The following is a 19405-nucleotide window of genomic DNA, read 5'->3' on the forward strand; positions in this document are numbered from 1 at the left end:
ATTCAATAATACACCCTACTTATTTCATAATATAATTTACTTATTGCCAAATTGTTGCCTAGCAAAAATATTTATTTTTATCAATGAAAAAAAGCACTGTATCCACAGTGCTCTCAATAAACTCTAAACTTAACTTGCCACTTAAAACTTGTTACTAGATAAATCTACTTCCTTCTTTGTCTTGAGTAATTTTACCAGCTTTCATAAGTCCGCCTAAAGCCATCTTAAAGTAATTTTTACTAGTTCCAAAAACAGCTTTTATATCTTCTGGATTAGACTTATCGTTAAATTCCATAAATCCACCATTTTTTCTCATATAAGTTACTATTCTATCTTGAAGCTCATCTCTTTCACTTAATCTAGTTTTTCTTGGAGTTAAGCCTATTACACCATCTTCATAAAGTCTCTTAACTCTTAATTGCATTTCATATCCTGGATGAACTTCATTATAATATTCATTAGGTAATACTAACCCTCTGTATTTAGCATCAATTGCAACATTTAAAGTTCCTGATGGAGTCTTTGAAAACACCATTGCAGTTACTTCGTCTCCAACTTTAAAAGTACCTTCTTCAGCTATTTCTATATATGGTTCAACTTCAGTAGTTGCTGCTAATCTTCCTGTTTTATCTACATATATGTAAAATAAATATTTCTTTCCTGTATGTAATTTATATCTTTGTTCTTTTAACGGTACAAAAATATCTCTATCTAATCCAAAATCTATAAATGCACCAAACTCTCCTTGATGAACTACCTTTAAGTATGCTACATCACCTACTGTAGCTAAAGGCTTTTTAAAAGTAGCTATTGGTCTATCTTTAGAATCTCTATATATAAATACTTCTATTTCCTTACCAACTTCTACTCCCATTCCCTCTGCTAATGATTTTGGAAGCAGTACATCTTCCTTACTTTGTTTGTCAACTAGATAAAACCCAAAATCCTTTTCTCTATCTACTACTAACGTATTGTATTCTCCTATTCTTAACATATTTCCTCCTACTTTTTATATTTTTTACTTAATCTAACATAGTTATCTGCAGAACACTGAATATTTTCAATTTCTGCTTGTGTTAGTTTTCTTACAACCTTTGCTGGATTTCCTAAAATAAGAACTCCCTCAGGAAATTCTTTTCCTTGAGTAATTAAACTTCCTGCTCCTATAATAGTATTATTCCCAATTTTAGCATTATTTAATATTATTGACCCCATTCCAACAAGTACATTATCTGCAATATTGCATCCATGTATTATTGCACCATGACCTATTGTTACATTATTACCTATTATACATGGTGATTTACTATCAACATGTACAACTGAATTTTCTTGAATATTAGTATTTCTACCAATAACAATATTATTCATATCTCCCCTAAGTCTAGTTCCAAACCATATGTTTGCATTTTCTAAGATTTCAACTTTTCCTATTATATCAACACTTTCTGAAATATATGTATTTTCATCTATCTTTGGAGTAACTCCCTCAAATTCCATAACCATCATATTAGAACTCCCTTATTTTTTTTATTTTACCATAAAAGTTTCACTTTATTTTATCACCCTTTATAATTATTGTCATTATTTTAATGTCTTTAATACTATATATTAATAGTGAATAATTTTAAGAGGCGAATTTGTGAGTAAAAGTAAAAGTAAAAGTAAAAGTAAAAGTAAACATAAAAACAAAATAATCTTTGATCAGAATAAATTAAAATATTATTATGGCATTCCACATTGTCATTCAAGCTATTCAACTGGAAAGGGAACTCCTTTAGATTTATATGAATTTGCTATAAAATGTGGCCTAGATTTTCTATTCGTAACCGATCATAATGATTTTCTTGCAAATAAAACTATCGTTAAAGAACGTTCATTTACAAAATGGGAAGCAACAAATTATTTTTCTAATAAGATACGAAAAAATGAAGAGGATTTTTTACCAATTGTAGGCTTTGAATGTAGAACTATTTCTTTTGGTGATTTTAATGTAATAAATCCTAGCAATTTTTTTACTGGCACTGTAAAAGATTTAAGATTGTTAACTTTATGGATGCTTAATAATAGTCAAGCTTTTATAATAATTAATCACCCACATAAAGAAATAGGAAAAATACAATATAATGAAGTTTTTAACAAAATTATTACCTCCATAGAGGTTTATAATGGTAACCCTGCAAGTAAATATACTAAACATGAAAAATACTATTATCAATTATTAGATAAAGGTTGGAAACTAGGTGCTGTTAATGGTCAGGATAATCATAGAATTAATTTTGATCAATCTGATAATTTAACAGCCTACATTGCAAATGATTTATCTAGAAACTCTTTAATAGATGCTTTTAGAAGCCATAGAACTTATTCAACTGAATCACGATTTTTAAAATTACATTTTTCCATAGATGAAACCTTTATGGGAGATACCTTATCTATCTATTCTTCAAAAGTAAAATTTTCTATTTTCACTGAAGATATTAGATATAAAATAAAAGAAATTCAAATAATATCAAATGGTGGTACAATAATAAAAAAAATTGAAGACATTAATTTAAATAGTATTAAATATATATATGAACATCAAAGTTTAAACTCTGAAACTTGGTATGTAATCAGAGTACTACAAGATGAAAATAAAACTGCAGTTAGCTCACCAATTTTTATTGTTCATTTAAAGAATAATTATACCTAAAAACTATTCACTTGAAGTTACATAAAGAATACAACTTTAAGTGAATAAAGTTGTTTCATTATTCATTAAAAATTAAAAGCGTTTAATTTTTAGATCCTCTTTATAGAAAATAATTTTAAAATTAAAACTTTTTCTATAAAGAGAACAGTTCAAATTAAACGCTTTATTTTTTATTATTTTCTGCATTATTTAAATGCTTGACTCTATTTGGCTTAGCCTTAGGTCTAATTTCGATTTTCTTTTCTTTCTTTTTAGGTCCACCAGTTGTTTGAATATCCATAAACCATAAAAAGAAAGTTACTGTTAATATAGTTAATGCAAAAGATAGCCACCACATAACATTTCCACCTAAAATCATAGGCATACATATCTGTAAAATAAATAATGCTATAGCTATACCTAATGGTATATACTTATTAATTCTTACTTTTGAAAATACATATTTTCTACCTAAAATCATTACTCCAAATACTATAGCTAATAAAACTACAAAATAAAGTAGTGTGAATAAAAAATTCCCCATTAATAGTTCTCCTTCCTATACTCTCTACTATATATATTACTGTCAATTTAACATATTTTCAACCTAGTTTTATTTCCATTTATTGATAATTTGTTAATTTTTTTATTATTTCATATAATAACTTTCATTTTATGCTTCATTTTTTATATAAAATTTGATAAAATATATTAAAGATATTATAAATTTATTAAAGGGGTGTTATTATGGGTTTAAACCAAGCCTATCAACTTGATGAATTAGATCTTCAAATTTTAGATATATTAATTAAAGATTGCAGAACTCCATATTTAGAAATTGCAAGACTTTGCCATGTTAGTGGTGGTACAATTCATGTACGTATGAAAAAAATGGAGGAACTTGGAATAATAAAAGGAACTAAAATTCTTTTAAACCTTCCTAAGTTAGGTTATGATGTTTGTTGTTTCGTAGGAATATATATTGATAAAACTTCATCCTTTTCAGAGGTTTTTGAAGAAATGTCAAAAATTAAAGAAGTTGTTGAATTACACTTAACTACTGGTGACTATTCTGTATTTGCTAAAGTTATTTGTAAAAACATAAGTGATCTTCAAGATATACTATTAAACAAAATAAATGTTATTTCCGGAATTCAAAGAACTGATACTATTATATCTTTAAATCAACCTATTGATAGAAATATTTCAATTTAATTACTAGTTAAATTAGTAAATATTATAACTATGAATATAAATTGCTCCTTTGGAAAAAATAACTATGTTATTAAAATCAAAGGAGTTGTTTTTTATGAAGGTAATAGATACAATAGTACTAATACTTATTATAATTGGCGCCGTAAATTGGGGATTATTAGGTTTTTTTGAATTTGATCTTGTTGCCTCAATCTTTGGAGATATGAGTACATTTGCTAGAATTGTTTATGGTATTATCGGTATCGCTGGCTTATACTCAATATCATTTTTTGCAAAAGATAAATTTCTAAAATAACAAAAAAAGAGATTTGCTATTTATAAATAGCAAATCTCTTTTTTCGCTTCTATAATTCTTTAATAATATTAAACAGCTCTATAGCAGCTTCCTTTGGGCCTTTTTGTTCTCTTCCTTTAACACCAAGGCAAGTTTTTATTTGTCCTACTTTTACATTTGTATCAAACATAGTTTTAAAATATTTATCTATTAATATATCAGTAGCTTCTTGCTTTTGTGCTGGTCCAAAAGGATTTGCAAAATAACTTTCAACTAATCCTTCTTCAGTTGTAGTTCCCTTTGCCATTCTTGGTCCTGATTTAAATAATTTAATAGCTTCCTCTGAATTAGAGAAATACTCTATAGCTTTATCATTTTCTCCTATTTCGGTAAAATTATTAGCATATAGGAATAAATCTATTTTATATCCTTTAATTATTTCACTATATGGTGCTATAGGCATTACTAATCTAGCATTAATTTTATCTGGGTTCATAAATATACTTCTATCTATTTCTCTAAATGCATATCCTTGTGCTAAATCATCTAACCTAACAAATGCTCCTATCTCTGTACCATATCCATATATCTCACCATTAATTTCCTTAAAAGTTCCCATATCATCAAAAATAATGCTCATATTACTTATATATTCTTCACTTAAAGTTCTAAATGCCTCTAAACTTTCAGATTTTCCTGCACCACTATCTCCCATTATTACTACATTAGCTTCTTTACCATTTTTCATTTGAACATTAACCATTGCACCATGTATAGGTAAATATCCTCTTTTTATCATTATTAAATTATGCAATGTTAATATCATCTTCTTCATATATCCAAAGTAATCTATCTCTTCTGAATAATTTATATATCCAAGCATTATATCATTTTCTTCATCATCATAAAAAACTGTTTTTAACTCTTCCCTATCATTTATTCCAAAAACATAAACAATATCAGGACGTCTTCCCCTACATTCTTCTCGTTTAGCCATTTCAAATAAATTACATAAAGTTATTCCATGATTCATAAAATCTCTATGGAAATATATATATGCTATTAATTCTCCAACCTTAGCTGGATAACAGAACCAATGCTCCTTATTTATATGAGCATATTTTAAAGGATTATCATATACCTCTGAAAACATTCCATTTCTTGTATTCTTTTTAGGATATGTTATAAACGGTGGCTCTAATAAAATGCAGTCTATAAAATTAATATCTTCTAAGGCCTCATATCCATTAGGTATTGGCCATAGTAGTTTATTTATCATAATACTACAATTTCCACCAGCAGTTATCTGCCTAAAAACTTGTGGATTTCTTCCTAATACATTCTGCTCAATTTTTCTATAAAATCTTAAAATCAATTTTTCAAAAGCTGAATTTGCTTCTGTAAAATTCATAGCTGCTAAACCTTGACTAACTTTATCATTTTGAATAACTGTATATCTTTCCAATCTTCTCCAGAACAAATAAAAATCTTCTATTACATTAATAAATTCTTCCCTATTAGTTAAAAGCTCACTATATTTCGGATTTAATTCAACAACTTCTTTTACATCTATTATTGTTAACCATTTGAAAATTTTAGTAATATCTTCTCTTAAACTTGATAGATCAGTAGTATTTAAAGCTTTAATTAGGTATCTATATGATAATGTTCTTTTCTTTTCTGACTTCTTTAAATAGACACTTAAAACTCTCCTAAACCCCTCACTCTCTAATAAGCCTTCAAAATTAGTACAATATCTAGCTGAAAAGTTCATCAAAACTTTATCGTTGCTTATTGAAAATTCCTTCTTCATCTTTCTCCTCCTAACATTTTATTTTCTCTCACGATTCACGGTATATTATACAATTATATCATATAATTCCATATATTTCATTCAACTTGCTTGTTAAATATTTATAAACTAAAGATTTATAACATTAATATTGGTCAATAATTAAAAGGATCCATATTTTTTCACTTAGGAGTTTTTACTTATGAAATTTTCAAAATATAGTAATTATAAATTATTTAAATTGATTCTTCCTCTTTTTATAATTATTCTTTCTTTATTTCTTTATCAAACAAATGATACTAGTAATTATAAAAATCAAATGACTATTCATTATATAGATGTTGGTCAAGGAGATTGTATTTTAATTCAAGTTAATAATAAAAATTTACTTATTGATTCTGGTCCATCTAGTAATAGGAAAAGCTTATTAGATTATTTAGAAAACTTAAATATAAAAAAATTAGATTATATAATCGCAACACATCCCCATGAAGATCATATTGGTAATATGGACACCATTATAAGACGGTATAATATAGGAAGTTTTTATTCTCCCAAAGTTACTCACTCTTCAACTACTTTTGAAAATATGATTAGTTCTTTAGTTGATAAAAATCTTAAAATAAATATTTTAAATAGGGGTGTAACTGGGATAAATCTTGGAGAAAACACTTCAGTATCTGTGTATTCACCATTAGAAAATCTATATAGTGATAATTTAAATGATTATTCTCCTATTATAAAAATTACCTTTTTAAATAATTCATTTCTATTTACAGGAGATGCCGAAATATCAACAGAAAACACTGTATTATCTCAAAATGAGAACTTAAAATGTGATATTTTAAAGATAGGTCATCATGGTTCTTCTACTTCTACATCCCCTGATTTTATTACTGCAGTAAATCCTTCTGTTGCTATTATATCAGTAGGTAAAAATAACCCTTATGGTCATCCTACTCCTGAAATAATATCACTTCTTAACTCTTTAAACATTAAAACTATTAGAACAGATATTAATGGTTCAATAATTGCTATTTCTGATGGGAGTAATATAAAAATATATAATATTAAATAAAGTCCTATAAATGATAGATGCGCCTAAATATTTAGGCGCATCTATCATTTAAGGATATTATCCTTAAAACAATGTAAATTTGTAATTTAATCTACAATATAATCTTCTGTCTTTTCTATTTCACTTACTACTTCTTCTACTTCTTCTTTATTATCATCTATCTCTTTATCAATATTTGATTCTTCGTCAATGTTTTCTATATTTTCTTCTTTGTTATCTTCTATTTTTTCTTCATCTTGACTTTGTATATACTCTTTCCAAGTAATAAAAATCTTATATAAATTTACAACGTCTTGTTCATTATATAATAATATAGTTTCTATTTTTTCTTTTGGCATTCTTTCAATATACTCTTTATCTTTTAATACTTTATGAAATGTTTTAGCTAAATTAGAGCCACTAATAACATCACCTTCTCTATATATATTAAAAACCTTTTCTAAATTTTTAAGACCTATAGATGTATTCATATTTCTCTCATATTCTTTTTGTATATCTAAAGATTTAAACTCTTTATCAAAATCAAAATAAATATTATATTTATTGAATAAATATTTTATTACGGTAAAATCATTATTCCCAGAAAAAGTAACTATAACTTTTTTCCCCATTTTCTTCATCTTCATAAAATATTTTTTTGCAAGTATAAGTATCTCAACTACTTCACTTTTATTTTCTATCATATATTGAGTTACATGTATCTTTTTATCAATATTATTATATATACAGGCACCAAATACCCCTATACATTTAGGTTTTTTATAAACATAATGCTCTAAATCAAAAAATATAATTTCTTCTGGCTTACATAGCACCTCCTTACCTTCTAAAATTCTTTCAATATTATATTCTTCCACATCAACAAGATTTTCTCGAATAATCACACTATCACTCTTTCTTACATTATTTATCTCCTGTGTTAAAATTATTATATCTATATCTTTTTATTATATCATGTTATCAATATAGTGAATACCATTTATATTTCTTAGTTTTGAAATATGTAACGAATCTGTTTTTAATATGATGCCTCTATTGACCAAGCCCTACTTTTTTGGTATTATGTATGTATGAAAAATTTGATAATGATTTTCAATTAGAGGTGATATTGATGTGTATTTGCGATTTAAAACTTGGTGAAAAAGCTAAGATTTATGAAATAAATGGAAATAACAAACTTACTAAAAGACTTTATGCTTTAGGTCTTATTCAAGGAACTGAAATAGAATTAAAAAGAGTTGCTCCTTTAGGTGATCCTTTAGTAGTTAACTTAAGAGGCTTTGATTTAGCTATACGTAAAAAAGATGCTAAAAATATTATTTTAACAGCTTAATTATAAAAATAAGGGGATGACAACATGAAAAATGTAGCTTTACTTGGTAATCCCAATGTTGGAAAAACTACATTATTTAATAGTTTAACTGGTTCTAATCAGAGAGTTGGTAACTGGGCAGGAGTAACTGTCGATAAAAAGGAAGGATTTTTTGATGACTTTAAAATAGTAGATTTACCTGGTATATATGCTATGGATACTTTCTCAAATGAAGAAAAAGTTTCAAAAGAGTTTTTAAAAAATGGACAAGTAGATTTAATTTTAAATATTATAGACGCTTCTAACATTGATAGAAATTTATATTTAACTATGCAACTGAAACAATTTAATAAACCTATTATTTTAGCTGTTAATATGATAGATGTAGCTGAAAAAAAGGGTATAAATATTAATTATAAAGAGTTAGAAAAACTTTTAAACGTTACTGTTGTTCCTATACAAGCTTCTAAAGAACAAGGTATAGATGACATAAAAAACGCTTTAAAAAATATTGATATTAATAAAATTGATAATAATGATTATAATTTTTCTTGTGAAAAGGAAACTTATGCTTACATAGAAAACCTATTAAATAAGTGTACTATAAAAAATAATAACTCTAAAAAGACTGCAAAAGAAAAATTAGATAATATAATGCTAAATCCATGGCTTGCTTATCCTATTTTCTTTGCAATTATGGCTTTAACATTCCAAGTAACATTTGCTTGGATAGGACAACCACTTTCTGATTTATTAGATTCATTATTAAATGACTCACTAGTACCTATAATCGAAAATTTACTACACGGAACTGCACCTTGGTTCCAATCACTGATTATAGATGGTATTATCGGTGGAGTTGGTGGAATATTAGTATTATTACCTATAATTTTATCACTTTTCGCATGTATAACTATTTTAGAAGATAGTGGTTACATGGCAAGAGTTGCTTTTATAATGGATAAAATTATGAGAAAGATGGGCTTATCAGGGAAGGCTTTCATTCCTATGATTGTTGGTTTCGGTTGTTCTGCACCTGCAATTATGACAGCTAGAACTTTAGAAAGTGAAAAGGATAGAAAGCTTACTGCTTTATTAGTTCCTTTAATGAGTTGTAATGCTAGATTGCCTGTTTATAGTATATTTGCTGCTGTATTTTTCCCTAATAGTATTGGGTTAGTTGTTGCTTCACTTTACTTCTTAGGTATAATACTAGCTTTTATATTAGGTGTAATTTTTAAACATACAATATTTAAAAATGAAGAAGAACCTTTACTTATAGAATTACCTGAATATAAGTTGCCTTCACTAAAAAATCTTTTAAATCAGTTATATGAAAAAACAAAAGGATTTTTAGTAAAAGCCGGTACATTAATTTTTGCAATGAGTATAATTTTATGGTTCTTATCAAACTTTAACTTTTCTGGAATGACAGATGTTAATAATAGTATACTAGCTTCTATAGGTGGCTTTATTGCTCCAATCTTTAAGCCTTTAGGTTTTGGAAATTGGCAATCTTCAGTATCATTATTAACTGGGTTAATTGCTAAAGAAACTGTTGTTTCTTCAATGAGTGTAATATTTGCTGGGGATTTACAAACAATGCTTCCTCTTCATTTCACTGCACTATCAGCATTATCATTCTTAGTATTTATTTTACTTTATACACCTTGTATCACAGTTGTTGGTACTATGAAGAAGGAATTTGGATCAAAATTAACTTTATTCTCTGTAACCTATCAGCTAGTTTTAGCTTGGATAGTTTCATTCTTAGTATTTAACATAGGTTCATTATTTATTTAGAACTTTTTTATAAAGAAGGTGAATTTATTTGGAAATTTTTATTACAGCTTTACTAGTTATTGCTGCTGGATATATATTATTTAAAAACATAAAAAAATCTTCAAAAGGTGGCTGCAACTGCTCTGGTTGTTCATCACACTGCTCGAAGTACAAAAAATAAGAACTGCAAATTTTGCAGTTCTTATTTTTTGATTAATTAAATTATAACCTTATTTTTCACTAAAAGTTTTTTGTAGTATATTTTAATTGTTGCTGCTGTTGGTGATGCTAATAACATTCCTATAGGTCCAAAAAAGCCTCCTCCTATAACAACTGCATATATAATCCAAAATGGTCTTACCCCAACTTTATTTCCTATAAGCTTAGGATCTAAATACCATCCATCAAACATCTGTAATGAAAATAATGTTAAAAATACAATTATCCCTTTCATAGGTGATACAAATATATTTATTAACAACCCTATAATTTCACCTATAAATGGTCCAAAATAAGGTATCATATTAGTTATTCCTACTAATATGGCTAGTAATATTGCATATTCAGATTGTACTATATTTAATAATATAAAAGCTAGTACTCCTATTATCATAGAATCAATTGCCTTTATTCCTATATAAGTTACTATCATAGAATTATAAATCTTAACAAATTCAATTATCTTATTACTTTTTTCTTCTTTTAAAACTAGATACATCAGCCTTTTACATTCACACAACAATCGTTCCCTATCCATAAGAATATATATAGCCACTAATAAACCAATAATAAACTTTAAAATTATTGATGATAAACTTACCATCTTCATTACTGAACCTTCTAAAGCCGACATAACTATATTTCCTGCTTTATCTATATACGTATCAACATTAACTTTAATACCAGTTGTTTTTATAAAACTACTTAATTCTTCTTGGTCTAGTACATCATTAACAAAACCCTCAACAGAATTTATGTAATTAGGAATATCACTTCCTATTTCTTTTATATTTTCTATTAAACCAGGTATTCCATATAATCCACATATAGTTATTCCACCAATTAAAATAGCATAAGTTAAAGCTATAGCTACTCCCCTATTTAGCTTTGCTTTTAACTCAAACATATTTACAATGGGAGTTAAAATATACGCAATCACTATTCCATAAATAAATGCCATAGATAATGAAATAAATTTTTTGATTACATTAATAAATAAATCAATATTATCTATTAACTTAAATGCTAATAATGCTACTATAATAGTAATTAATACAGCTATTATTAATCCTCTATATTTATTATTCTTTAAAAACAAACGCTTTCCACCCCATTTTTTGCCACATGCTATCTTAATTATAGCAAAAATACTGTAAATTATATATTAAGATTTCATCATATTTTAATAAAAACCACTTATTCTATAATTAGTTATTAAGTATTATATGTTTTCTACCACTTCAATACCTATTAAATCTAAAGCATTCTTAATAACTTTGCAAGTAGCCTCAACTAAAACTAATCTTGCTTTCATTATCTCCTTATCCTCTAAGCTTAATATTAAATTTGAACTATAAAATTTATTTAAAGCTTTTGCAACTTCAATTACATATTTTATTATTATAGATGGATCTATTGTCTCTACAGCTATATGAATTATAGAATTAAAGTTTTTCAATCTCTTAACTAATTCAAATTCATCTTGAGAATTTAATTTATTAAAATCAGGATTTTTACTTATCTCTATATTACTGGATAATATCAATTTTGCACCACTATATATTTTTTGAACATAGAAAATTCTTTCACTTTCAATTAAAAGGTTTTTATTAAAATCAAATACAATATTTTTTTCTCTGGAATTATTTAAAATAGTAAATATTACTTCTCCTATAGCTAGCTTTTTAATAATTTCTTTCTTATTTTGTAATTTTGGATTTTTTTCATTTATAACCTCCCAAATTACAGAACTAACTTGTTGTATAAGCTTCTCCAAAATACTACTTTTATCTTTTCTTATCAATACACTTCCATCTGTAAATTTAACTAATCCAACACCTACATATAGACAATCATTTTTCCACTCATAACCTGATAATTCCAACACCTTAAATAGTTGCTTAAAATATGATGATTTATTTATTCCTCCAACATATATAGATTTATAGAAATCATCTTCCTCTTTTCTATAAATAGCTACTGTTAAATCTCTTATTATATCTATTTCTATATCATCAGATCTTAGAATAATTGCTGGAGGCATATTATACTTATCAAGCTTTATTACCTTTACCCCATCAATATCATCTACTAGATTCTTTTCTTCTAATTTATTGATTTCAAATTTAATCTTATTATTATAAAAAGACTCTTCTAAATTTAAATCAGTTCTTATGTTAAAAACATTATGCACTTCCTTAAACTCTTTTAAGCTTAAATATTTAAATCTATTCCATATGTTTATAGCTTTTATATTACCTTCTTCTAATGCTTTAAAATGTTTTTTCCCTTGAATATTAATTAATATATCTTTTTCCGCCTCTTCTTTAAACTTATTATATATCCTTGATACTTCTCCCACCACATTCTTTTCTAGAGCTTCTTCATCTCCCCATCTTTTATATGCATATATTAGCTTACCAAATTGTTGTTCCCAATCTCTTATATGATTTATCACTTTAACATTATATCCTTCCTTTTCAAACAATCTAGAAAGGCAGGTTGCTAGTATAGCATGGCATAAATTCTCCACTTCAAATTCTTTACATATATTAGGTGATAAATATTCGATACATATTGTTTTTCCTGCTCCAATATCAGATTTCCCATAATTATCTCCTTTAAATATTATTTCTTCTAAAGTATTTTTTATAAATAGCTCTCTATTAATAAAGAAATTTAAATATGGTCCTATATTTTCTATTTTTTCAAATACATCGCTTTTTATATTCTCTTGTAAATCCTTTGCCATTATATTAGGATCTTTTCTAACAGTCTTAGCTACTTCAAAACATGGGAATGTATAATCTCCCATTTCTGAACTTGGTGGGATTTCTATTAATTTTTCTATAGTTTCTAACTCTATATCAACTTGGCTCTTTATAGCTGCTGCAACCTTGCTTTTATAATTCATTATTTCCCTCATCTTTATATTATTATTTAATAAATTATAAGTAAAAAAAATATTTTTTGTCAACAAACCTTTATTTTTCTGCTACTTTTATATATCATAATAATTATATTAAGTATTAATGATAGGAATGGTGTTTATATGATTAGAGTTGGTATAATTCATATAGGTTCTAGTAAAATTAGATTAATGTTAGCAGAAGTCGAAGATATTGGATATTTTAAGGTTATAGATGAACTTAAAACTCCTTTTAAAGTTTGTTATGAATTATCAAAAGAATGTGTCTTATGTAGTGAAAAGCTTAATTATATCTTATCTACTTTAAGAACCTATAAATCCCTTTGTGAAGCTTCAGGAACAAAAGAAATTTTTACAATTACAACTAGCTTTTTTAATGATATTAAAGATAGCGAGTCTATAATATCTATGATAAAACTAAATCTAAATTTAGATTTAAAAATTTTATCTCCGGAAGAAGAAATTAAATTTACAGCATTAAGCGTAAATAGAAGCTTAAATACAACTAATTCTCTTATAGTTGAAATAACAGGAACATCAACAAATTTAATATCTATGAAAAATAAAGAAATTGCTAACTGGGTATCTCTACCCTTTGGTGGAATAAATTTAGCTTATACTTTCAATATTGCTGATAGAATATTAAATTCTAATTTAGATGAATCAATATCTTTTTTAAAAGATAAATTAAATGATATATCTTGGTTAAACAATGAATTTGAATCTATAATTCTTGTAGGTGAGTTTGCTAAAACAGTTGTTAAAATAGATAAATTTAAAACGCATTATCCTCTTGAATTAATTAATAATTATGAATTATCCCCAGTTGGAATTCATGAAATCTATAACGTTATAAAATGTAAGGATTTAAAGCTTAGACGTAAAGTTGAAGGAATGGATTTAGATATGGTAGATAGCATATTTAGCTGCTTACTTATATTTAATGAGATAATTAAAATAGCCTCTCCTGATAGCATAAGGGTATCTAATAACTCAATTAGAGAGGGTCTTCTTTATGATTATCTTTATAAAAATTATGATGTAATAGAGAACAATTTAGATTACAGTATTTATGGTATATTAAATTCTTTAAATTCCAATATACCTCATGCACAACATGTATACTTCTTATCTTCTATTTTATTTGATAAGTTAAAACCACTTCATAGATTAGAAGATAAATACTTAAATATATTAAAAACTGGAGCTATGCTTCATGATTGCGGAATTAGTATTAATTATCAAAATCATCATAAACATTCATTATATATTATCTTAAACTCATTTATTAATGAGCTTACACATAAGGAACATCTAATGAGTGCTGCAATTGCTGCTTCTCATAGATTTAATAATTATCATTTACCTTTAGCTCAATTTTCTTATTTAATAAACAAGTTAGATATTGATATAATTAATAAAATTGGTGCTCTTGTAAAAATAGCTGAAGGTTTAGATAGAAGTCTTGTAGGTGTTGTAAAGAAATTAAGAGTCTATTTTGATGATGAAAAAGTTGTTATTACGGTTTCATCTCCAAGCAATTTAGATGTAGAAATACATCAAGCGATGCGTGGAAAAGATTTCTTCAAAGAAATATATCATAGAGATTTATTTATAGAAAAGGAAAGGTGGCAAAATTAATTGCCACCCTTTTATTATATTCCAAATATTAATCTTGCCAACGTCATAAAAGCATTATAAATAAAGTTTACTGGTATTGATAAAATACTTCCTCCAATAAATATAATTGCAATAAGTATTAAAAATTGATATTGATATATCTTATCTGAAACTTTATAAAATGTTTTTGGCCATAAATCTCTAAATATTTCAAAACCAGCTAAACCTGGTATAGGTAATAAGTTAAATACAAATAAGCTTATATTTACCGTAGCAATAAGTCTTATCATATTAATTAAGATGAAGAATATTGTATCTGGTAAAATGTTAGGTAAGAATATTGTATCTGGTAAAATGTTAGGTAAGAATTTATATGTAGCTACATATAGTATTGTTCCTAAAAAACCAACTAATAAATTAGCTAATGGTGCTGCAACAGAAACCTTTATTGCATCCTTATATCCTCTTTTATATGCACTTGGATTAGTATTTAATGGTTTAGTCCATCCAAATCCCGCTATTAAAATCATTAAAAATCCAATTAAATCAACATGTTCAGCTGGATTTAAAGTTAATCTCCCTTGAAATCTTGGAGTTTTATCTCCTAATTTATCCGCAACTAAAGCCTTAGCGTATCCTTGTGCTGTAAATGCTATTAAAATAGCTGGAATTTTCAAAATATATCCTAGTAATTGTAATTTAAATGAGCTCATTATTTCACTCCCTTCCTCTATTCTTTTAATTATTATACCATATATTATGGTATATATTATCATATTAATAATAAATTCATAAAAAAAGGATGATATGAATCACCCTATTCATATAATCCTTTTTAAGTTTAATTTGCAGGTACTATTACATTATTACCTGAAGATCCTTCCGGCGCTCCATTAGATCCATCCTCTGTCCCTGGATCAGGTGTTGGTTCTGGTTCTGGTGTTGGTTCTGGCTCCGGTGTTGGTTCTGGATCAGGTGTTGGTTCTGGTTCCGGTGTTGGTTCTGGATCAGGTGTCGGTGTTGGTGTCGGTGTTGGTGTTGGTTCTGGTGTTGGCTCTGGTTTTATTGAACCTGAGTTATTTGAACCATTTTCATTTCCATTACCATTATTTTGATTTCCAGAATTATTATTAGATGGTGGAGTAACAATATCCTCACTATTATCTATATAATCTTCTGGATTAATATTATGCCTATCATTGTACTCTTCTGATTCTGCTTTATAATCAGACATTGCTTGCTTAAATGAAGCATAATCATATTCATCTGGATTTGGAATTGTACCTTCATATACAAATCTTTCTAAGAATTTGGCATTTTGTTCTTTATCCATTAAGAATACCCATCCTAAATTCTTATATAATCCTCCATCTGCCAACTCTGGAATTGGTATTTGAAGTTGTTCAATATCTAAACTTGGGAATTTATAAATAGTATATGCCATATTTAAAGCTTGTATTGGCTCAATATTTGTTTTTATATGTTCAAGCATGCTATTCATTATTCCTAAATACTTACTTGGTTTAGTTTCTTTTAACTTTTCAGCTACCTTTATTAATACTTCTCTTTGTCTGTCTGTTCTAGCATATTCATCACCAACGCCTTTTCTTATTCTTGCATAAGATAAAGCTTGTTTTCCATTTAAAACTTGTAATCCTGATTGTGTAACTGGACAATCATTTCCACCTGTAGATTCACCTATATATTTGTTTAATTCATCAAGCATATAGTCTTCTACATTTAATTCTAATCCACCCATTTGGTCAATAATTGCTTCAAATCCCCAGAAATTAATAATTACATATTTATCAAGACTAATTCCATATGTCTCTTTTATAGTTTGAATTAATAAATCTGGTCCTCCATATGCTAATGCAGCATTTAATTTCCCTTCACCATGTCCTGGAATATTAACTAAAGTATCTCTAAATAATGAAGTTAATCTTATTTGTTTATTATTATTATCTAGTGTAGCAATAATAATAGAATCTGCTCTAGATGCTTCATCTAATGTTCTTGCATCAGTTCCTATCAACAGAACATTTGTTATTCCTTCAACTTCCTTATATTCAGTTTCTGATATTGTCTCAGAAGGACTTAATCCTGAATATATTTTACTTCTAATATACATATACCCTGATGCAAGAGTACATATTAATAAAGCAAAAACAATAAGTGTAGAGATTATAACCTTCTTCTTAGTTGACCACCTTTTCTTATTAGAACGTTTTTTTCCTTTTCCTTTTGGTTCACTCATATCTGTGCCATCCCTTCAAAAATATTAATTTTTAATATTAAAAGTTAAATGTATGCATTATTATTTCAAATATAGTTTATGTAATTTAAATTTTATAATTATAAATTAACAAATATAATAATACCACATTTTACAGGAAATTTTAAATTTTTAAGAATATTTTTGTAATTTGTTAAAAATTTATATAATTATTATAAATCTCCCATTATAAAACAGATATTTTTTTCTCATTTTATTATTTTTTTAACAAATTAACTTATTTTTATACTTTATATCTTTGAATTGTAAACATCTTTTATAACATTTTGGATATACTATAAAAAGAGAAAGTTATATTTTAAACTAATATTTTAATAAATAAAAGAGAATTTAATATTTACTTATATTATTTAAAGTATTATTATAAGTATTGTGCAAAATTTAGATGATTGATGGAGGTCTTTTTATGAATATAAGTATTATTGGAATGCCTCTTTTTTATGGTTGTGATAAACCTGGTGTAGAAAAGGGACCTGAAGAATTAAGAAAAAACAACCTTATAAATATTTTTGAAGAAAATCATACTGTTTATGATTTAGGAGATATTGAAGTTGAAAAAGTAAATGCTGAAGATAAATTTTTAGGTAATTCAAAACTAAAATATTTAGATCAAGTTGTTTCGGCAAATAATGGACTAGCTGCTAAAGTTTTAAGTGCATTTGAAAACAACACTTTGCCTTTTATTGTTGGTGGTGATCATTCCTTAGCTTTAGGATCAATTGCTGGTGCTAGTAAATTTTTAGGAAATGACTTAGCTGTAATTTGGATTGATGCTCACGGAGATATAAATACTCATGAAACCTCACCATCTGGAAATATTCATGGAATGCCATTAGCTGCATCAATGGGTATAGGATATAAAAAGTTAACATCTATTTTCTTCGATAGCTTTAAAGTAAAACCCGAAAATGTTTTTATTCTAGCTTGTCGTGATTTAGATGATGGTGAAGTAGCTTTAATAGATGAATTAAATATGAATGTTTGGACAAATAAAGATATAAATGATAAAGGTACAGAAGTAGTTATTAATGAATTATTATCATTAATAAAACAAAAAAATATAAAAAACATTCATCTTTCTTATGATATAGATTGTTTAGATCCAGAATATGTTCCTGGTACTGGTACTCCAGTTCACAACGGATTGTCTTTTATTCAAAGTAAAGAATTATTAGTATCTGTTTTAGGTACAAGCTTGGTAAAATCTATAGATTTTGTAGAGTATAATCCTGCTTTAGATAAAAATAATAAAACTAAAGAAACCTGTATAGAATTATTAAAGCTTATATCTAAAACATTAAAGTAAAAAAAACACTTTTATATTAATATAAATTAATATAAAAGTGTTTTTTATTATTAATTTGTTTATTAAGATAAGTTATGATATTATAAAATGAATAAGTAAAATTTTTGGAGGAAAAGATGAAATTATTATTTTTCGATACTGAAACAACTAGTGTAAGACCTGGACATATATGTCAGTTAAGTTATATAACAGTAGATACATCTACTAAACCACAAACAACTATAGGAAAAAACTTTTTCTTTACTGTTGATGAAATGGATCCTGCTGCACAAGAAGTTCATGGCTTTTCACTAGAAAAACTATATGAATTATCTGATGGATTAGAATTTTTAGAGCAAATTCAAGATTTTATGAGTGATTTTTTTGATGCTGATTTCGTTATTGGGCACAATGTTCAATTTGATGTTAAATTTTTAAAACATGAAGTTAATTCCTTATACGAAGCTGGAATGATAGATTCAACTTGGGAACCTAAAAGAACATTTTGTACTATGGCTTATTATAAAAATATATGTAAAATTCCTTCTCCAAATGGTAATGGAATTAAAAACCCAAAACTTTCTGAAACAATTAATTATTTAGGAATTACCGATGAATCAATTGCAAAAAAAGCTGATGAGTTATTCCAAGGTAGTGGAAATTATCATGATGCTAGATTTGATACCGCCGCTGTTTATCTTTTAGTTATTGAAGGTATGAAGAAAAAATTAATAAAACCTGGCTTTTTCTCAAGCCAACTTTAATTTTAATTATATTAGCAAGTAATACTTATCTATTAGTTATTACTTGCTATTTTTCTCTTATATATAAAAATAGCAGTAAACTTTCCTATGAACTGCCCCCCGTCAAGTAGACAGGGTAAATAATAAAAAATTATGATGCTAAGGTATGACTCCTATATTCAAGTG

General features: G+C 26.4%; 19 protein-coding genes. 10 read left to right on the plus strand and 9 right to left on the minus strand.

Annotation, left to right across the window (positions count from 1 at the left end):
• Nucleotides 1–154: 154 nt before the first annotated feature.
• Both HCG76_RS09390 and HCG76_RS09395 read right to left on the minus strand, forming a co-directional pair.
• Nucleotides 155–994, minus strand: a complete 840-nt coding sequence (locus HCG76_RS09390; protein ID WP_221700088.1) for a CvfB family protein — start codon at nt 992–994, stop codon at nt 155–157.
• Nucleotides 995–1002: 8 nt separating this feature from the next.
• A complete protein-coding gene (locus tag HCG76_RS09395) occupies nt 1003–1506 on the minus strand; it encodes a gamma carbonic anhydrase family protein (protein ID WP_221700106.1) in 504 nt (167 codons plus the stop codon).
• Nucleotides 1507–1642: 136 nt separating this feature from the next.
• Between HCG76_RS09395 and HCG76_RS09400 the strand changes: the two genes are divergently transcribed.
• On the plus strand, nt 1643–2695 hold the full coding sequence (locus tag HCG76_RS09400) for a CehA/McbA family metallohydrolase (protein WP_221700089.1): 1053 nt from the start codon (nt 1643–1645) through the stop codon (nt 2693–2695).
• A gap of 163 nt (nt 2696–2858) precedes the next feature.
• Here the strand turns inward: HCG76_RS09400 and HCG76_RS09405 are convergent, their stop codons facing one another.
• Nucleotides 2859–3218 (minus strand): hypothetical protein, encoded by a 360-nt coding sequence (locus tag HCG76_RS09405; protein WP_221700090.1) that lies wholly within the window; start codon nt 3216–3218, stop codon nt 2859–2861.
• Nucleotides 3219–3421: 203 nt separating this feature from the next.
• Between HCG76_RS09405 and HCG76_RS09410 the strand changes: the two genes are divergently transcribed.
• Together HCG76_RS09410 and HCG76_RS09415 are read left to right on the plus strand one after the other, a co-directional pair.
• The gene (locus HCG76_RS09410; protein WP_133014714.1) at nt 3422–3889 is read left to right on the plus strand and encodes an Lrp/AsnC ligand binding domain-containing protein; all 468 of its coding nucleotides are present in this window, start codon (nt 3422–3424) and stop codon (nt 3887–3889) included.
• Between the two features lie 94 nt (nt 3890–3983).
• On the plus strand, nt 3984–4184 hold the full coding sequence (locus HCG76_RS09415; protein ID WP_221700091.1) for a DUF378 domain-containing protein: 201 nt from the start codon (nt 3984–3986) through the stop codon (nt 4182–4184).
• Nucleotides 4185–4233: 49 nt separating this feature from the next.
• Here the strand turns inward: HCG76_RS09415 and HCG76_RS09420 are convergent, their stop codons facing one another.
• Complete coding sequence (locus tag HCG76_RS09420) at nt 4234–5976, minus strand: phosphoenolpyruvate carboxykinase (RefSeq protein WP_221700092.1); 1743 nt, start codon at nt 5974–5976, stop codon at nt 4234–4236.
• A gap of 181 nt (nt 5977–6157) precedes the next feature.
• Here HCG76_RS09420 and HCG76_RS09425 point away from each other — a divergent pair, with 181 nt between their 5' ends.
• Nucleotides 6158–7033 carry a ComEC/Rec2 family competence protein gene (locus HCG76_RS09425; RefSeq protein WP_221700093.1) on the plus strand — a complete coding sequence of 292 codons (876 nt, stop codon included), beginning with the start codon at nt 6158–6160 and terminating at the stop codon, nt 7031–7033.
• An 86-nt stretch (nt 7034–7119) separates the two neighbouring features.
• Here HCG76_RS09425 and HCG76_RS09430 read toward each other — a convergent pair whose 3' ends face one another.
• Nucleotides 7120–7917: a ribonuclease H-like domain-containing protein gene (locus HCG76_RS09430; protein WP_221700094.1), complete on the minus strand. Its 798-nt coding sequence runs from the start codon at nt 7915–7917 to the stop codon at nt 7120–7122.
• 227 nt (nt 7918–8144) lie between these two features.
• Between HCG76_RS09430 and HCG76_RS09435 the strand changes: the two genes are divergently transcribed.
• From HCG76_RS09435 to HCG76_RS09445, 3 genes are read left to right on the plus strand one after another with little or no spacing between them, the layout of a single operon-like run.
• A complete protein-coding gene (locus HCG76_RS09435; protein ID WP_195989178.1) occupies nt 8145–8366 on the plus strand; it encodes a FeoA family protein in 222 nt (73 codons plus the stop codon).
• 24 nt (nt 8367–8390) lie between these two features.
• Nucleotides 8391–10148, plus strand: coding sequence for a ferrous iron transport protein B (gene feoB / locus HCG76_RS09440; protein WP_221700095.1), 1758 nt, complete (start codon nt 8391–8393; stop codon nt 10146–10148).
• 28 nt (nt 10149–10176) lie between these two features.
• Nucleotides 10177–10308 (plus strand): FeoB-associated Cys-rich membrane protein, encoded by a 132-nt coding sequence (locus HCG76_RS09445; RefSeq protein WP_221700096.1) that lies wholly within the window; start codon nt 10177–10179, stop codon nt 10306–10308.
• A 36-nt stretch (nt 10309–10344) separates the two neighbouring features.
• On the opposite strand, the gene HCG76_RS09450 is transcribed toward HCG76_RS09445, so the two are convergent.
• Both HCG76_RS09450 and argS read right to left on the minus strand, forming a co-directional pair.
• On the minus strand, nt 10345–11445 hold the full coding sequence (locus tag HCG76_RS09450; protein ID WP_221700097.1) for an AI-2E family transporter: 1101 nt from the start codon (nt 11443–11445) through the stop codon (nt 10345–10347).
• Nucleotides 11446–11568: 123 nt separating this feature from the next.
• On the minus strand, nt 11569–13260 hold the full coding sequence (gene argS / locus HCG76_RS09455; RefSeq protein ID WP_221700098.1) for an arginine--tRNA ligase: 1692 nt from the start codon (nt 13258–13260) through the stop codon (nt 11569–11571).
• Nucleotides 13261–13398: 138 nt separating this feature from the next.
• Between argS and HCG76_RS09460 the strand changes: the two genes are divergently transcribed.
• Entirely contained in the window at nt 13399–14916 is a 1518-nt protein-coding gene (locus HCG76_RS09460) for a Ppx/GppA phosphatase family protein (RefSeq protein WP_221700099.1), read from the plus strand.
• A gap of 14 nt (nt 14917–14930) precedes the next feature.
• On the opposite strand, the gene HCG76_RS09465 is transcribed toward HCG76_RS09460, so the two are convergent.
• Nucleotides 14931–15608: a site-2 protease family protein gene (locus HCG76_RS09465; protein WP_221700100.1), complete on the minus strand. Its 678-nt coding sequence runs from the start codon at nt 15606–15608 to the stop codon at nt 14931–14933.
• A 128-nt stretch (nt 15609–15736) separates the two neighbouring features.
• Nucleotides 15737–17152, minus strand: a complete 1416-nt coding sequence (locus HCG76_RS09470) for an LCP family protein (RefSeq protein WP_221700101.1) — start codon at nt 17150–17152, stop codon at nt 15737–15739.
• A gap of 445 nt (nt 17153–17597) precedes the next feature.
• On the opposite strand from HCG76_RS09470, the gene rocF reads away from it, so the two are divergent.
• Both rocF and HCG76_RS09480 read left to right on the plus strand, forming a co-directional pair.
• On the plus strand, nt 17598–18497 hold the full coding sequence (gene rocF, locus HCG76_RS09475; RefSeq protein ID WP_221700102.1) for an arginase: 900 nt from the start codon (nt 17598–17600) through the stop codon (nt 18495–18497).
• A gap of 116 nt (nt 18498–18613) precedes the next feature.
• Nucleotides 18614–19240 (plus strand): 3'-5' exonuclease, encoded by a 627-nt coding sequence (locus HCG76_RS09480; protein WP_221700103.1) that lies wholly within the window; start codon nt 18614–18616, stop codon nt 19238–19240.
• The last annotated feature ends 165 nt before the right edge of the window (nt 19241–19405 follow it).

The organism is Clostridium sp. K13 (assembly GCF_019734195.1).
In the GTDB taxonomy this organism is placed as follows: Bacteria; Bacillota; Clostridia; order Clostridiales; family Clostridiaceae; genus Clostridium.

Coding starts and splice junctions, on each gene's coding strand:
- HCG76_RS09390 (WP_221700088.1), bottom strand. CDS start 994: ATGTTAAGAATAGGAGAATACAATACGTTAGTAGTAGATAGAGAAAAG.
- HCG76_RS09395 (WP_221700106.1), bottom strand. CDS start 1,506: ATGGTTATGGAATTTGAGGGAGTTACTCCAAAGATAGATGAAAATACA.
- HCG76_RS09405 (WP_221700090.1), bottom strand. CDS start 3,218: ATGGGGAATTTTTTATTCACACTACTTTATTTTGTAGTTTTATTAGCT.
- HCG76_RS09410 (WP_133014714.1), top strand. CDS start 3,422: ATGGGTTTAAACCAAGCCTATCAACTTGATGAATTAGATCTTCAAATT.
- HCG76_RS09415 (WP_221700091.1), top strand. CDS start 3,984: ATGAAGGTAATAGATACAATAGTACTAATACTTATTATAATTGGCGCC.
- HCG76_RS09420 (WP_221700092.1), bottom strand. CDS start 5,976: ATGAAGAAGGAATTTTCAATAAGCAACGATAAAGTTTTGATGAACTTT.
- HCG76_RS09425 (WP_221700093.1), top strand. CDS start 6,158: ATGAAATTTTCAAAATATAGTAATTATAAATTATTTAAATTGATTCTT.
- HCG76_RS09435 (WP_195989178.1), top strand. CDS start 8,145: ATGTGTATTTGCGATTTAAAACTTGGTGAAAAAGCTAAGATTTATGAA.
- feoB (WP_221700095.1), top strand. CDS start 8,391: ATGAAAAATGTAGCTTTACTTGGTAATCCCAATGTTGGAAAAACTACA.
- argS (WP_221700098.1), bottom strand. CDS start 13,260: ATGAATTATAAAAGCAAGGTTGCAGCAGCTATAAAGAGCCAAGTTGAT.
- HCG76_RS09460 (WP_221700099.1), top strand. CDS start 13,399: ATGATTAGAGTTGGTATAATTCATATAGGTTCTAGTAAAATTAGATTA.
- HCG76_RS09465 (WP_221700100.1), bottom strand. CDS start 15,608: ATGAGCTCATTTAAATTACAATTACTAGGATATATTTTGAAAATTCCA.
- HCG76_RS09470 (WP_221700101.1), bottom strand. CDS start 17,152: ATGAGTGAACCAAAAGGAAAAGGAAAAAAACGTTCTAATAAGAAAAGG.
- rocF (WP_221700102.1), top strand. CDS start 17,598: ATGAATATAAGTATTATTGGAATGCCTCTTTTTTATGGTTGTGATAAA.
- HCG76_RS09480 (WP_221700103.1), top strand. CDS start 18,614: ATGAAATTATTATTTTTCGATACTGAAACAACTAGTGTAAGACCTGGA.